A 13,801-nucleotide genomic window follows, 5' to 3' on the forward strand; every position below is an offset into this window, starting at 1 on the left:
GAATCGGACGATCGAGGGGGAGCCGTGTACCAGGTGGGGGACGACATCGCGGGCTACCGCATTGTCGACGTCCTCGGCTCCGGCGGCATGGGCGAGGTGTATCGGGCCCAGCATCCCCGGCTGCCCCGGACGGATGCGGTGAAAGTGCTGCGGGCGGCGCACATCTCCGACGCGGAGGTGCGGGGTCGCTTCGAGCGAGAAGCCGATGTGATCGCACCGATCGTGCACCCGAACATCGTGCGCGTCTACGACCGCGGCGAGGTCGACGGTGCGCTGTGGATCGCCATGGAGTGGGTGCCCGGCACCGATGTCGCGCGACTGCTGGCGAATCACCCCGGCGGTCTCGGCCGGGAGCAGGTCGCCGCGATCGTGACCGGCGTGGCGGCCGGACTGGACGCGGCGCACCGCCACGGGGTGACGCACCGCGACGTGAAGCCGGCCAACATCCTCGTGACCCCCGGCGATGCGGGCGCGGTCAAACTGGGTGACTTCGGTATCGCCCGTGCCATCGAGGACGGCGGCGGGCTGACCGGCACCGGAATGGCGGTCGGGACGATGCGCTATGCCTCGCCGGAACAGATCAACGGCGGCGCGATCGGCGCGCGCAGCGACGTGTATTCGCTGGCAGCGACGACGTTCGAGCTGCTGACCGGCGCCCCGCCGTTCATCGCCGACAGTCTCAGCGGTGTGATGTCGGCCCATTTGTTCGCCCAGGTGCCGTCGGCGCACCAGCGCAATCCCGGTCTGCCGCGTGATGTCGACGACGTGCTGACGCGCGCGATGGCCAAGGATCCGGCCCACCGGTATGCCACCGCGGGGGAGTTCGCCGGCGCGCTGCTCGCCGCGTTGAACGGCGAAACGGGGGCGCGCACGCTGGTGGGCCCCCGTTTCGCCGATCCGGGGCGCGGTGGTCCGCCCGGGGCGATTCCGCCTCCGCCGGCGTCGTCACCGCAGCCGATGCGCCCGCCCGCTACGCCGCCTCCCGGGGCGGTGCCGAGCCTGCCGTACCCGCCACCGGGGTTCGGGGCGATGGTCGCGCCGCCGCGGCCGTCGAAGGTCCGTCGCGCACTCACCGCGGCGGCCGTGCTGGTGGTATCGGCGCTGGTCGGTGGCCTTGTCGCGCTGTGGCAGAACTCGGCTGCGGCGCTTGCTGCCCCCGACCGGCCGGATACGACCGTGACCAAGTACGCCGTCGAGGTCACCTGGCAACCCGTCGCCGATGCCACCGAGTACGTGGTCAAGCGGGGTGACGCCGAGGTCTACGCCGGGCCGGAGACGACCTTCCGGGATCCGCTCCCGCTGCCCGGCGTCTACCAGTACTCGGTCTCCGCGCGCAGTCCAGGAGCCCTGCCGTCGCGTTTCTCGCTCAAGTCGACGCCGACCACGGTGTACGCCAGCTGGCGGCAGGTGCAGTGGATGGCCGACCTGTATCCAGATCTCGTGCCCGCCTCCCCGCTGAGCAGCAACGGCTACGACCAGGTCAATTGCTGGGCGAACGCGCCCGTGTACTTCGACGACACCTCGCAGGTCACGATCACGTGCCAGAAGATCGTCGGCAACGGGCCCCGCTACGGGATCACCGTCTACGGATATCCGAACGATCCGGCCGGCCGTGCCGCGGCGAAGACCATCGTGTTCCACCGCACGGACGGGCGGCAGTTCACGTCGGCGCAGGGAAACCGTGGCTCGGTCCACCGCTACCCGCTGAACGACACCCAGTGCGCCGGTATCGACTTCGAGGGGGAGAAGCGGGCGCTGACGCTCGTCGAAGTCTGTGTCACCAAGGGGACCGTCGAGGATGCCGTGCGTCTGGCAGAAAGGTTGCCGATGTGATGCGGTCGGTTCCATGGCGAGTCATCGCACTGGCCTGCGCGGCAGTGGTCGTGGCGTTCACGGCTTTCGCGGGCGTCCACCTGTTGTCGCCCGGACCATCGGCGCCGCCGACCCCGTCGGGACTCAACCTCCAGCCCGAGCCGGGGCGAGTCGACGCGCAATGGCAACCGGTCGACGGGGCCGACCACTACCTGTTGTTGCGCGGCGACCAGGTGGTCTACGCCGGTTCGGAGCCGCGCGGCAGGGACGAAACGGCGACGAAAGGGCGGCACACGTATCGCGTTCAGGCGAGCAGGCGGGGCGTGCCCTCGCCGATGAGCGAGCCGGTGACCGTCGAGACGCAGGAGGGCTGGGGGGCAGCGGCTCCGCTGGTCAACCTGTTGCCCAAACTCCTGCCGGCCGCGCCGAAGGTCGATGGTCCGTGGCGCAAACTGCACTGCAACTGGCAGATCCGCCCCGGGCGCAACGAGATGGGCCCGGCCGAGCACGGTGCGGGTGTCGTCGGCATGCGATACCGGCTGATCTGCGGTGCGAGCCTGGAGGTGGCTCTGCACGCCATGTGGTTCTTCTCCAAGGACGCCGTCGACGGATATATGAGCCGGGTGACCACCGATTCGGAAGCACTGAGGTGGAACCACGGCTCGGCCTTCTGGTACGCCGCCAAGAACGAGGGCTACTTGAAGTTCGACGATCCGAAACTCTCGCTCATCGTCGTCGGCGTAGGCCGCACCGACCGAAAGACCACGCGGGCCGACTTCCTCGCGCTCGCCAACGAGCTGCCGATCTGAGCCCGTTCCGCGGTGTCAGTTCAGGTCGTCGAGCCAGGCGGTCGACGGGGCGTCCGACGGCGAGCGCCAGTCGCCGCGCGGCGACAGCGAGCCGCCGGAGCCGACCTTGGGCCCGTTGGGCATCGCCGTCCGCTTGAACTGGTTCGCCATGAACCGCTTGAGGAAGACGGTCAGCCAATGGTTGATCGTCGCGTCGTCGTAGCTGTCCGACCACGCCTGCCGCGCGAGGAAGGCCACCTTGCGGGGCCGGTAGCCGAAGCGCGTGACGTAGTAGAGGAAGAAGTCGTGCAGTTCATAGGGGCCGACGGCGTCCTCGGTGCTCTGGATCGCCCCGTCCTCGCCGGGCGGAACGAGTTCGGGGGAAATCACGTCGTCGAGGACTTCGGCGAGGACGGTGGCGGTCGTCTCGCTGTGGAGTTCGGTGTCGATCATCCACCTGATGAGGTGACGGATGAGCGTCTTGGGCACCGACCCGTTGACGTTGTAGTGCGACATCTGGTCGCCCACGCCGTAGGTGCACCAGCCGAGGGCCAGTTCGGAGAGGTCACCGGTGCCCAGCACGAGCGCGTTGTGCTCGTTGGCCAAGCGGAACAGCAGCGACGTGCGCTGTCCGGCCTGGACGTTCTCGAAGGTGACATCGTAGACCTCGTCGCCGCGGGCGACCGGGTGATCGAGGTCGGCCAGCATCTGCCTGCAGGCCGGGCGGATGTCGATTTCCGCGCCGGTCACTCCCAGCGACGACATCAGCGCGTGGGCGCGGCCCAGGGTCGCGCCGCCGGTCGCGAAGCCGGGCATCGTGTAGGCGAGGATGTTGGTGCGCGGCAAACCCAGCCGGTCGAAGGCGTCGACGGCGACGAGGAGCGCGAGCGTCGAGTCCAGCCCGCCGGATATCCCGATGACGATGTGCTCGATGCCCGTGGCGCGCAGTCGCTGGGTCAGGCCCTGGACCTGGATGTTGCCGACTTCGCGGCAGCGCTCGTCGCGGTCGGGGCCGGGCGGGGGGACGAAGGGGAACGGCGCGACCGACCGTCGCAGGGGCGCGCTGTCGGGGCGCTGCCCCACGGTCACCGGGATCCGGCGCAGTTCCCGCAGGTGGTCGGCGTAGTCGCCGACCTGGTCGCGCAGGCTGATCATCCGTGCGCGCTCCTGGCGCAGACGGTCGAGGTCCACGTCGGCGGTAATGGTCTGATCGGTCGTCGAGAACGGCGTGGTGCGCGCGAGTAGCGTGCCGTTCTCGGTGATGAGCGCGTCGCCGTCCCAAGCGAGGTCGGTGGTCGACTCGCCGTAGCCGGATGCCACATAGACGTGGGCCGCGACGTTGCGGGCCGAATGCGACGCCGACAGCTCGCGGCGGTACGCCTCCTTCCCGACGGTGACCGGCGAGCCCGAAAGGTTCACCAGCACGGTCGCGCCGGCCAAGGCGGCCCACGTCGACGGCGGGATGGGCACCCACCCGTCTTCGCAGATCTCCACGTGCACGACCAGGCCGGGGACGTCGTCGGCCTCGAAGAGCAGATCCGGCCCGAAGGGCACGCGTTCGCCCAGCACCACGGCTTCGTCCACCGGTGCGTCGCGGGCGGCGGCGAAGAGCCGCTGCTCGTAGAACTCCCGGTAGTTCGGCAGATAGGACTTGGGGACGACGCCGAGGATCTCGCCGTCGTGGAGCACCGCGGCGGTGTTGTACAGGCCGTCCCCCACCCGCAGCGGGACGCCGACGCAGACGAGGGCTGCGACTCCGACGGTCGCGGCGCGCACGGTGTCGAGAGCGGTCAGTGCGGCGTCGAGCAGCGCGTCCTGCTGCACGAGGTCGTCGACGCTGTAGCCGGTGAGACCGAGCTCGGGGAAGGCGATGACCGCGGCGCCCTCGCCGGCGGCAGCCTTGAGCAGTTCGACCGTCCGTTGTGCGTTTGCGTCGGGATCGGCCAGCGCGACGACCGGCACGGCTGCGCTGACCCGGACGAATCCGTGGTCGGCGACCGAGTTCCTCGTTCTCGCGGTGCGTTTCGCGCTCACAGGGTTGAGCGTAGTCGGGCGCGTGTGGGCGGTGTGCGATGCTTGGAGCCATGTCTGCCGCGAACCCCGGTCTGCCCGCGCTGCGGGCCGGCGTGGCGGTCGCGGTGCCCGTGCTGGCCCTGACGGCACACGGGCTGGCCTCCGGCGCCGTCCCCGGGTCGGCCGGTGTGGTGTTGTGCGTCGCCCTGGGCGTGGTGCTGGCGGCGCTGGTCGGCGGCCGGGCGATCACTCCGGCGCGGACGACAGGTGTCCTCGCGCTCGGCCAGCTGGTCGGCCACCCCGCGGCCGGCGTCGGCGACGCGGCCGCGGCCGGCGGGCACTCTTCGCATCTCGGGGCCATGCTCGTCTGGCACGCGGTGGCGATTCCGGCGAGTGCGCTGCTGCTGGTGCTCGTCGCACAGCTTTACGCGCTGGTCACCAGCGTGCTGGCGGTGCTGACGACCGCGCCGGCCCTTGCCGTCGTCGGACCGGTGCGCGCGTTCGCGGTGCCATCACGCTCGCGCGTCGCCGTCGTTGGCCGAGGCGCGATTCCACGGGCGCCGCCACTCTCCCGGTCGTCCTAATCACTTCATCCATCCGCCCGCGCGGTCGCGCCGGGCGGGTGTTCCACGACGCTTATTGGAGAGCGAACAATCATGAAAACCACTTCTGTGCGCTTGGCGCGCGCTGCCGCCGCCGTGTCCATCGCAACCGGACTCGCCCTCGCCCCGGTCCTCGGAGCCGGGGTCGCCGACGCCCACGTCGTCGCCCGAACCTCGGGTATCGGGGAGCACGGCTTCGGCGTCGTCACCTTCATGGTGCCCAACGAATCCGACACCGCGGCGACCACCGAACTGAAGGTCGCCTTCCCCGGCATCAAGCATCTGCTGCCGGAGGCCAAACCAGGCTGGACCGCGCACGTCGCGAAGAACGACCAGGGGGCGGTCACCGAGATCCGCTGGGCCGCGGTCCCCGGAACCCCGGGCATTCCGATCGGCCAGTTCGCCGAGTTCAACGTGTCCGGCGGACCGTTCACCGGTGAGCTGACCCTGCCCGCGACCCAGATCTACGCCGACGGTGAAACGGTCGCCTGGGACCAGGCGACGGGCCCGGGCGGTGAGGAGCCGGAGAAGCCGGCACCGACGATCAATGCCGCTTCCGAGGCGTCGTCCTCGTCCTCGTCGGACGGGTTGGCCCGATGGCTCGGCGGGGCGGGGCTGCTCGCGGGTGTCGCGGGCGTCGGGGCGGCCATTGCCGCGATGCGAGCACGCCGCAACGATGCGGCGGGCACCGCGTCGGCGAAGGCGGATTCCGATGGCTAAGGGGTCGCGCTCGATTGGCGGCCTGCTGCTCGTCGTAGCGCTCGTCTTCGCCGGATCGATGCTCGGGAGCGGACTCGCCTCCGCGCACTCGCGCGTCGTGTCGTCGAATCCGGCTGACGGCGCAGGCGTTGACCGGTCGCCGGCCAACGTCGAGATCACGTTCAACGAACCGCTGCAGCCCGATTTCGCCGCGGCCAGCGTCGTCGGCCCGGATCAGCATTTCTGGCACGCCGGCGACCCGATCGTGGACGGCAAGGTGCTGCGGATCCCGCTGCGCCCGCTCGGGCCGGCCGGGGTGTACCAGGTCAATTTCCGGGTCACCTCCGCCGACGGACATCCCGTCAGCGGACAGCGAACGTTCCGGCTGACGGTCGCGAGCGACGGTACCCCGGGCGCTCCGGTCGCCGAGGCGTCCGGCGGTACCCCGGTGTGGCCGTTCCTGGTCGGCGCGGGCGTGGTGCTCGTCGCCGCGGTGGGAGCCGTCGCCTGGTTCACGCGGGGCGGTGCGGGTGGCCGGACGCGACGCGGCTAGCGGTTCCCGACGATCGGCGGCGCTGCTCGCACTGGGCCTCGTCGCGGTCGTCATCGGCGTCGGCCTCGCCGTTGCCCTCGCGGGCACGGCGGGGCCGACCGCCTCGGCGTGGGCTCACGGAGTCGCGCTGGCGGCATCCGTGTTCTTGCTGGGGCTGGGGTCGTTGACGCTGCTGGGCGTCGACCCGTCGTCGCGGACGGTCGGGGTGACGGCCTCCGTATGGCTCGTCGCCGAGGTGGCGGCCATGTGGTTGACGACCGCCGATCGGCTCGGCGCGTCTCCCTCCCAAGTGTCCGTCGGGGACTATCTCCGCGCCTGGTCGGCCCAGCCGGCCGACCTGATCGCGGTGCTGTGCGCCGCGGCGTGCGCGTTGTGGGCCATCGGCCGTCTTGCGGGCTGGCACGATATCGCGGCCACGGTAGTCGCCGGGCTCGCCGGGATCGGGCTCGTCGCCGTCGCGGTGAGCGGTCACGCCAGCACCGACGCACTGGGGCCCGTGGTGGTCGGGGTGCACGCGGCGGCCGCGGCCTGGTGGTGCGGGACGCTGGCCGCGATGGCGGTGTCGATTCGCGGCCGTGCCGGGTGGGCCGGCGCGTTGCCCCGCTATTCGGGCCTCGCGCTGTGGGCGGTCGCCGCGCTCACGGTCAGCGGCGTCGTCGCGGCCCTCGTGCGCCTGGACGTGCTGGGCGCACAGGGGATTTCGGCGGTGTGGTCGAGCGGGTACGGGCGGGTCGTCGTCGCCAAGGCGCTGGCACTGGCGTTGCTGATCGGGATCGCCGCGCTGCACCGTCGGCGGTGGGTGCCTCGTGCCGGCTCGCACCGGATGTCCCACGTCGACTCGGTGAAACACGCGTCGGCCGAGATCGCGGTGATGGCGGTTGCTCTCGGGCTGGCGGCCGGCCTGGCCGGTACAGCGCCGCCCGGTTGAGTCGAGGTCGGTCCGCGCCGGGGATCCGGCCGTGCGCGGTGCCGGCTAGGACTGTTCGTCCCAGGCGGCGTTGAGTTCGGCGAGGATGGTCTTGGCGAATCCGAGGCCGCCGAGATGCGATTCGTCTGGCATCTCGAAGAGTTCGGCGTGGGGCAGCAGCGCGACCATGTGCTCGCCGTGGGCGTAGGGGATGATGTGGTCCTTGTCGCCGTGCCACCACCGCACCGGGGTGGTGATGTCGGCGACGCGGAATCCCCAGTCCTTGGCGAAGATGATGGCATCGGCGAACGGCGCCTCCATGCGCCGGGAACCGCCGTGCAGCAGATCGTCGAGGAACATGGCGCGAAACTCGGGCCGTGCCAACAACTCTCGGTCGCCCTGCGGGGAGAGGCGGCCGTAGATCTCGATCGCCGGCTCGGCGACCGGTCGGGCGACCGAGAGCAGTGAGCTGACGACTTTGCCGATCGGCGCCCCCGCCACCCTCAATAGGGGAGCGGCGATCTTGGCGAGTTCGACGGCACCGCCGCCGATGGCTTCCGGACCGACGGTCGGCGCGACTCCGCCCATGATGCCGACCACTTTGACGCGGTCGGGCGCGGCGGCCGCGGCGGCGAGGCTGTAGGGCCCGCCGCCGGATAGGCCGATGACGCCGAACTCCTCGATGTCGAGCGAGTCGGCGAGTGTGAGGAGGTCGTCGGAGAAGGCGAGCACGTTTTCGTAGCGGTACGGCGTCGACGATCCGACGCCCGGACGGTCGAGGCCGATGATGCAGAGCTGGTGGTCGACGGCGAGCTGGCGTGCTTCCGGTGGGATCTGACGCCGCGCGCCGGGGGTGCCGTGCAGCCAGAAGTACGGTCGGGCGGTGAGTTTGCCGAACTGGGCGAACCCGAGGCGGCGGCCGTCGCCGACGGCGACCGAGCCTTCCAGTTTGGGGCGGTCTATCTCGAACCGTCGGATCGAGGGGCCGCGACGGAGGAGCGGCTGTATCGAGATCACGCTCTAGAGCATGGCACAGGTCACACCAGGCGCACGCCGGAGTCGTCCACCAGAAGCGCCTCGCCGTCGCGGAGCAGGACGAGCTTATGGTCCCGGCCGTACTTGCGGACTGTCTCGGCGTACAGGTCGATGGGGTAGGGCGGCAGGTTGCCGCTGGCGTGCGGGATGACGACGCAGTCGGTGAAGTGCAGACCGGCGTAGTCGGTGAGGTCGGGAGCGATGGCGGGGTCGTCGAGCAGGCTGCAGGGTTCGATGCTGGGGCCGGCGACGATCGAGCCGGCGCTGCAGCCGATGTAGGGGAGTCCGTCGCGGACGCGGCGGGCCAGGATCTGGTCGGCGCCGGTCGAGCGCAGCACGTGCAGGAGATCGAAGGTCTCGCCGCCGGCGACGTAGACGCCGTCGACGGAATCGAGGACGTCGTCGATCTGTTCCACCGGTGTGCGGGCGACGGGCAGTTCGACGATCGTCAAGCCGTGCGCCTCCAGGGCGTCGCGTTCTACCTGCACGAACGGCACGTCGCCGTAGCTGCGCGCCGCGTCGGAGATGTAGGCGACGCGGCCCGAGACGAACTCGGGGATCGACCGGTGGCCAAACGATGTGAGAAGCAGACGCATGGTCCCGACTATAGGGTCGCCGACGCAGTGCCCCCTCTCGGGCTCGAACCGAGGACCTGCGGATTAAAAGTCCGTAGCTCTACCAACTGAGCTAAAGGGGCGGGCGTGACGCCGGACTCCCGGCGACAACAGGTTCGTAGTGTACCCAACCCGGCGTCCCAATCGCCGTCGCGCCCGACTTGGCCCGCATTCCCGGCAGGTCTGCCACTATCGAAGTGTGACAACGAATGTTTCTTCTGTGGCCTCGAGCGAAAAGCTCGGGTCTAGTTCGTTGTTGTGGCGCTGGGCCGGCGATATGCGGATCGCGTTCACCGGCGGTACCGCCGGCCTTCTGCAGACGATGGATCCCGCAATCGGATACGCGCTGATCGACCACTCGAATTTCTTCGCCGACCCCGTCGACCGCGTCTTTCGCTCGTTGCCGTCGATCCTCGGCACGGTCTACGACGATCTGGCGTCCGGAACCGGCGTCAAGGTGCGCGACCTTCATCGCGACATCAAAGGGACGCAGCCCGACGGAGTTCGGTATCACGCGCTGAACCCGACGACCTTCTGGTGGGCCCACGCCACGTTTCAGGTGATGGTCGAACAAACCGTGGACCGCTACTCCCGCTACCGGCTCACCGATGCCGAGCGCGAACAGCTCTACCAGGAGGGCTGCGAGTGGTACCGCCGATACGCGATGAGCGAACAACCGCTACCGCCGAACCGAGCGGCCTTCCAGCAGGAGTGGGACCGCTACTGTCGCGAGGTCCTGACTCCCAACCCGGCCTCGGACTACCTCATGAAAGTCATCGAGGGCCGTGCCGTCCCGGATATGAGCAAGTCTCCTCACCTGCCCGTCTCGCCACTGCTCAAACCGGTGGCCAGGCTGGCGTTGCCGACGCTTCCGATGCGCGCCGCGCTGGCACCACCGATGCGCCTCACGATCTACGGCGGACTTCCGCCCGAGGTGCGCAAGCGATTCGGCATCCGGTGGAACTGGGCCGACGAACTGGCCTACCGCGCGCTGTTACGGGCCGTACCGACGGCGTGGCCGTTGATCCCGGTTTCGTGGCGGTGGCACCCCAACAGCCACAGCGGGTGGCGTCGCGACCGTGGACGGCTTCCGCGACCCTGGTGACGCTGAATGCCAAGTGAGCGCCTGCCGTTCAGCGATTCGCTGGGGTTCGACGCCGGAAGCATCGCGCCCGGAGCGTCACGACAACGTTGACAGGCGTCTTGCCGCCTCGGTCAACGAGTCGTCGCGCTTGGCGAAGGCGAAGCGAACCAGGTGGCGCCACGGGTCCTCGTCGTCGACGAAGGCGCTGACCGGTATGGCTGCGACGCCGATCCGGGCCGGCAACTCGCGGCAGAAAGCCGCACCGTCGTCGAATCCGAGCGGCCGCGGATCGGCGCAGACGAAGAACGTGCCCTCGCTGCGGTGAACGATGAGACCGGCGTCGTCCAACGCTGTCGAGAGGATGTCGCGTTTGCGCTCCAGCGCCGCAGCCGATTCGTCGACCCAGGCCATCTCGGTGTTGAGCGCGTCGGCGACCGCTGGCTGGAACGGCCCGCTGGCGACGTAGGACATGAACTGCTTGGCCGCACGGGCTCCGGCGACCAGTTCTGCCGGACCCGATAGCCAGCCGACCTTCCATCCGGTGCAGTTGAACGTCTTCGCCGCGCTGGAGATCCGCACAGTCCGCTCCCACATACCGGGGAGGGAGGCGATCGACCGATGCGTGCGCCCGTCGAAGAGGAGGTGCTCGTAGACCTCGTCGGCGATCGCGATGGCGTCATGCGCGACGCAGAGATCGGCGATGGCTTGCAGATCTGCCACGGAAAGGACCGTGCCGGTCGGGTTGTGCGGCGAATTGACGATGATGGCCGCCGTGCGGGGACCGAACGCCTCGGCCAGGCGTGTGCGGTCGAGGCGGAAGCCGTCGCCGTCGGGGATCATCGGCACCGTGCGGCGCGTGGCACCGGCCACGGCCACGGTCGCGGCGTACGCGTCGTAATAGGGCTCGATCAGCACCACCTCGCTCCCGGGCTCCACCAGTCCGACGACGGCTCCGGCGATCGCCTCGGTGGCGCCGACGGTGATCAGAACCTCGGCGTCCGGGGCGTAGTGCAGGCCGTAGCGCTGCGATTGGTGCTCGGATACCGCGTGTCGCAGTTCGGGCACGCCGAGGCCGGGCGGGTACTGGTTGCGGCCCTCGGCGATGGCCCGTTGCGCAGCGGCGAGCATGCTCGCCGGACCGTCGTCGTCGGGGAAGCCCTGGCCGAGGTTGATCGCGTCGTGCTCGGCTGCCAGCGCGGATATCTCGGCGAATATCGTTTCGCCGAAGGGTCGCAGACGTGCCACAGTCATGGCTCCACGGTGGCACACTGGTATCCGTCGTCACCGTGGCGGCAGCGGATTTGTGTTTGCGCGACGGCGTGACATAAGCTGATCCGGCTCCCCACGGAGAACACCGGCCCCCTTCGTCTAGCGGCCTAGGACGCCGCCCTTTCAAGGCGGTAGCGCGGGTTCGAATCCCGTAGGGGGTACGCATGAAGCGAGAGCTTCAAGCACCAGGCCCTGTGGCGCAGTTGGTTAGCGCGCCGCCCTGTCACGGCGGAGGTCGCGGGTTCAAGTCCCGTCAGGGTCGCTCTAGGTTTCGGTATCAACCGGCACCGTCTGGCCAGGTAGCTCAGTTGGTACGAGCGTCCGCCTGAAAAGCGGAAGGTCGCCGGTTCGATCCCGGCCCTGGCCACCAGCAAGCCGCCTGGCAACAGGCGGCTTTCTGCTTTCCAGGGCCGATGTGTGATCAGCCGCCCGAGGCCGGACCAGCGATAGACCGTCGGAGGATCGGTAAGGTTTGCCGGTGACCAGCATGAGGACGTCGGCAGCGTGGCTCGAACACCACCAGATTCCGCTCTACCTCGCCGGCCTGGCGGCGGGGGCCGTCGTCGGCCTGGCCGTTCCCGCGATCTCGGGTCCCGCGACGGCGGCGATCAACCCGTCGTTGGCGGCCCTGCTCTACGTCACCTTCCTCGGGATCCCGTTCGCCAGAATCGGGCAGGCCTTCAGGGACTGGCGCTTCCTCATCACGGTCATGGGCGTCAACTTCCTCGCGGTGCCGGTCGTGGTGTTCGTGCTGTCGCGGATCGTTGCGCACGACCAAGTGCTGCTCGTCGGAGTGCTGTTCGTCCTGCTGACCCCGTGCATCGACTACGTGATCGTCTTCAGCGGCCTCGCCGGCGGCGCTCAGGATCGTCTCCTGGTCGCCGCGCCGTTGTTGATGCTGGCCCAGATGGTGCTGCTGCCTCTCTATCTGTGGATGTTCGTCGGTGCCGACTTCGTCGCGGCCATCGAATTCGCGCCGTTCGTCGAGGCGTTCGTCTTCATCATCGGTATCCCGCTGCTGCTGGCAGGACTGACCCAGTGGGCCGCGACCCGCACGCGGGCCGGTGAAGCGGTTCAGGAGGCAATGACCAGCGTCATGGTGCCGATCATGGTGGTCACGCTCGCGGTAGTCGTCGCCTCGCAGATATTCGGGGTCCGCGCCCAGCTCTCGTCGCTGCTGCTGACGATTCCCGTCTACGTCCTCTTCGCCGCCGCGATGGTGCCGATCGGTGCCGTCGCCGGCCGACTGGCGGGTCTGGACGTGCCGGGGCGCCGCAGCATTGTGTTCAGCGGAGCGACCCGTAATTCGCTCGTCATCCTGCCGCTGGTTCTCGCCCTCCCGGCCGCCTTCGACCTGGCCCCGCTCGTGGTCGTCACTCAGACGCTCGTCGAACTTATCGTGATGATCGTGTTCGTCCGGTTGATACCGCGGATCATCAGATCCACCGATTCGTGGGTGCGCTGAGCTTGTGCTGGTGGGCCGCCGGTGATGGGATGAACCGGTGACACGGGGTGCCGCCCTCTGGAGAGCGGTGGCTGAGATGACACCCGTCGAACCTGATCCAGTTAGCACTGGCGAAGGGATTGTCCGCGTCGGCGACAACGATCGCCGGCTGCCTTCGCCTTGACCCGGAGGTAACCGGCATGACACGTCCAGCGCTTTCTCTCGACGAGCAGATCGTCGTCGTCACCGGTGGCGCCCGCGGGCTCGGCGCGGCGATCTCGCACGCGTTCCTGGCGGAAGGTGCCAGGGTCGTCGTTAACTATCACTCATCGAAAGACGCCGCCGAGACGCTGGTCGCAGCGCATCCCGATCGCGCCTTGGCCGTCCAGGCCGATGTCCGCGACCGTGACGCGGTGGATTCCCTGATCGCCAGTGCCGCAACGCACTTCGGCGCTCCGGTGACCACCGTCGTCAACAATGCGCTCGTTGATTTCGTGTTCAACGGTGATGCGCGGGCCAAGGCCGACGAGATCGGCTACGGGGACTTCGCCGCTCAGTTCGAGGGCTCGGTGGCCGGCTCGCTCAACCTCATCCAGGCTGCGCGTCCCGGCATGGCCGAAGCCGGGTTCGGTCGGATCGTCAACGTGGGGACCAACCTCTTCCAGCACCCGGTCGTGCCCTACCACGACTACACCGCCGCAAAGGCCGCGCTGCTCTCGTTGACGCGCACCTTCGCCGACGACCTCGGGCCGCAGGGGATCACCGTGAACATGGTCTCCGGCGGCCTGCTGCGGACCACCGACGCCTCGGCGGCGACACCGGAGGAGATCTTCGACGCCATCGGTGCCGCCACGCCGCTGCGCGCGGTCACCACACCCGAAGAACTCGCCGACGCCGCGCTGTTCTTCGCATCGCCGTGGGCCCGCGGCGTCACCGGCCAGAATCTCGTCGTCGACGGCGGTCTGGTCAAGAACTGACCGT

Annotated in this window: 13 protein-coding genes, 4 tRNA genes and 1 riboswitch; of the genes, 12 read left to right on the plus strand and 5 right to left on the minus strand. The window is 69.3% G+C overall.

All coding sequences use genetic code 11. The annotated features are described in order from the left end of the window. Positions 1–24 precede the first annotated feature (24 nt). Together GOARA_RS10715 and GOARA_RS10720 are read left to right on the plus strand one after the other, a co-directional pair. On the plus strand, positions 25–1,833 hold the full coding sequence (locus GOARA_RS10715; RefSeq protein WP_040522819.1) for a serine/threonine-protein kinase: 1,809 nt from the start codon (positions 25–27) through the stop codon (positions 1,831–1,833). Further along, complete coding sequence (locus GOARA_RS10720; RefSeq protein WP_007322391.1) at positions 1,833–2,621, plus strand: hypothetical protein; 789 nt, start codon at positions 1,833–1,835, stop codon at positions 2,619–2,621. Before GOARA_RS10715 ends, GOARA_RS10720 begins: the two co-directional genes overlap by 1 nt. A 15-nt stretch (positions 2,622–2,636) precedes the next feature. Here the strand turns inward: GOARA_RS10720 and GOARA_RS10725 are convergent, their stop codons facing one another. Further along, positions 2,637–4,634, minus strand: coding sequence for an NAD(+) synthase (locus GOARA_RS10725; RefSeq protein ID WP_040522740.1), 1,998 nt, complete (start codon positions 4,632–4,634; stop codon positions 2,637–2,639). Between the two features lie 50 nt (positions 4,635–4,684). On the opposite strand from GOARA_RS10725, the gene GOARA_RS10730 reads away from it, so the two are divergent. The 4 genes from GOARA_RS10730 (at position 4,685) to GOARA_RS10745 (ending at position 7,395) form a co-directional block, all read left to right on the plus strand. Continuing rightward, entirely contained in the window at positions 4,685–5,197 is a 513-nt protein-coding gene (locus GOARA_RS10730) for a hypothetical protein (protein ID WP_007322393.1), read from the plus strand. A gap of 72 nt (positions 5,198–5,269) precedes the next feature. After that, complete coding sequence (locus tag GOARA_RS10735) at positions 5,270–5,935, plus strand: YcnI family copper-binding membrane protein (protein WP_007322394.1); 666 nt, start codon at positions 5,270–5,272, stop codon at positions 5,933–5,935. After that, positions 5,928–6,467 carry a copper resistance CopC family protein gene (locus GOARA_RS10740; RefSeq protein ID WP_007322395.1) on the plus strand — a complete coding sequence of 180 codons (540 nt, stop codon included), beginning with the start codon at positions 5,928–5,930 and terminating at the stop codon, positions 6,465–6,467. The genes GOARA_RS10735 and GOARA_RS10740 overlap by 8 nt, the downstream gene beginning before the upstream one ends. Next, complete coding sequence (locus tag GOARA_RS10745; RefSeq protein ID WP_083834858.1) at positions 6,445–7,395, plus strand: CopD family protein; 951 nt, start codon at positions 6,445–6,447, stop codon at positions 7,393–7,395. Before GOARA_RS10740 ends, GOARA_RS10745 begins: the two co-directional genes overlap by 23 nt. A 45-nt stretch (positions 7,396–7,440) precedes the next feature. Here GOARA_RS10745 and GOARA_RS10750 read toward each other — a convergent pair whose 3' ends face one another. The 3 genes from GOARA_RS10750 to GOARA_RS10760 all read right to left on the minus strand — a co-directional run bounded on the left by GOARA_RS10750 (position 7,441) and on the right by GOARA_RS10760 (position 9,106). Next, positions 7,441–8,391 carry an alpha/beta fold hydrolase gene (locus tag GOARA_RS10750; RefSeq protein ID WP_007322397.1) on the minus strand — a complete coding sequence of 317 codons (951 nt, stop codon included), beginning with the start codon at positions 8,389–8,391 and terminating at the stop codon, positions 7,441–7,443. Positions 8,392–8,411: 20 nt separating this feature from the next. Then, positions 8,412–9,005, minus strand: a complete 594-nt coding sequence (locus GOARA_RS10755) for a Type 1 glutamine amidotransferase-like domain-containing protein (protein ID WP_007322398.1) — start codon at positions 9,003–9,005, stop codon at positions 8,412–8,414. A 28-nt stretch (positions 9,006–9,033) separates the two neighbouring features. Further along, positions 9,034–9,106, minus strand: a tRNA-Lys gene (locus tag GOARA_RS10760). A gap of 116 nt (positions 9,107–9,222) precedes the next feature. Between GOARA_RS10760 and GOARA_RS10765 the strand changes: the two genes are divergently transcribed. After that, complete coding sequence (locus GOARA_RS10765; protein ID WP_040522745.1) at positions 9,223–10,128, plus strand: oxygenase MpaB family protein; 906 nt, start codon at positions 9,223–9,225, stop codon at positions 10,126–10,128. Positions 10,129–10,203: 75 nt separating this feature from the next. Here GOARA_RS10765 and GOARA_RS10770 read toward each other — a convergent pair whose 3' ends face one another. Further along, positions 10,204–11,358: a pyridoxal phosphate-dependent aminotransferase gene (locus tag GOARA_RS10770; RefSeq protein ID WP_040522747.1), complete on the minus strand. Its 1,155-nt coding sequence runs from the start codon at positions 11,356–11,358 to the stop codon at positions 10,204–10,206. 106 nt (positions 11,359–11,464) lie between these two features. Between GOARA_RS10770 and GOARA_RS10775 the strand changes: the two genes are divergently transcribed. From GOARA_RS10775 to GOARA_RS10795, 5 genes are all read left to right on the plus strand, one after another. After that, positions 11,465–11,537 (plus strand) — tRNA-Glu (locus GOARA_RS10775). Between the two features lie 27 nt (positions 11,538–11,564). After that, positions 11,565–11,638: transfer RNA gene (locus GOARA_RS10780), tRNA-Asp, on the plus strand. A 31-nt stretch (positions 11,639–11,669) separates the two neighbouring features. Then, positions 11,670–11,746: transfer RNA gene (locus GOARA_RS10785), tRNA-Phe, on the plus strand. A gap of 117 nt (positions 11,747–11,863) precedes the next feature. Next, entirely contained in the window at positions 11,864–12,841 is a 978-nt protein-coding gene (locus GOARA_RS10790; protein ID WP_040522828.1) for an arsenic resistance protein, read from the plus strand. Positions 12,842–12,874: 33 nt separating this feature from the next. Further along, a riboswitch (TPP riboswitch) is annotated at positions 12,875–12,978 on the plus strand. Between the two features lie 42 nt (positions 12,979–13,020). Then, complete coding sequence (locus GOARA_RS10795; RefSeq protein ID WP_007322402.1) at positions 13,021–13,797, plus strand: 3-oxoacyl-ACP reductase; 777 nt, start codon at positions 13,021–13,023, stop codon at positions 13,795–13,797. Positions 13,798–13,801: the final 4 nt, after the last annotated feature.

Origin of the sequence: Gordonia araii NBRC 100433 (genome assembly GCF_000241265.1) — a bacterium.
GTDB lineage: Bacteria > Actinomycetota > Actinomycetes > Mycobacteriales > Mycobacteriaceae > Gordonia > Gordonia araii.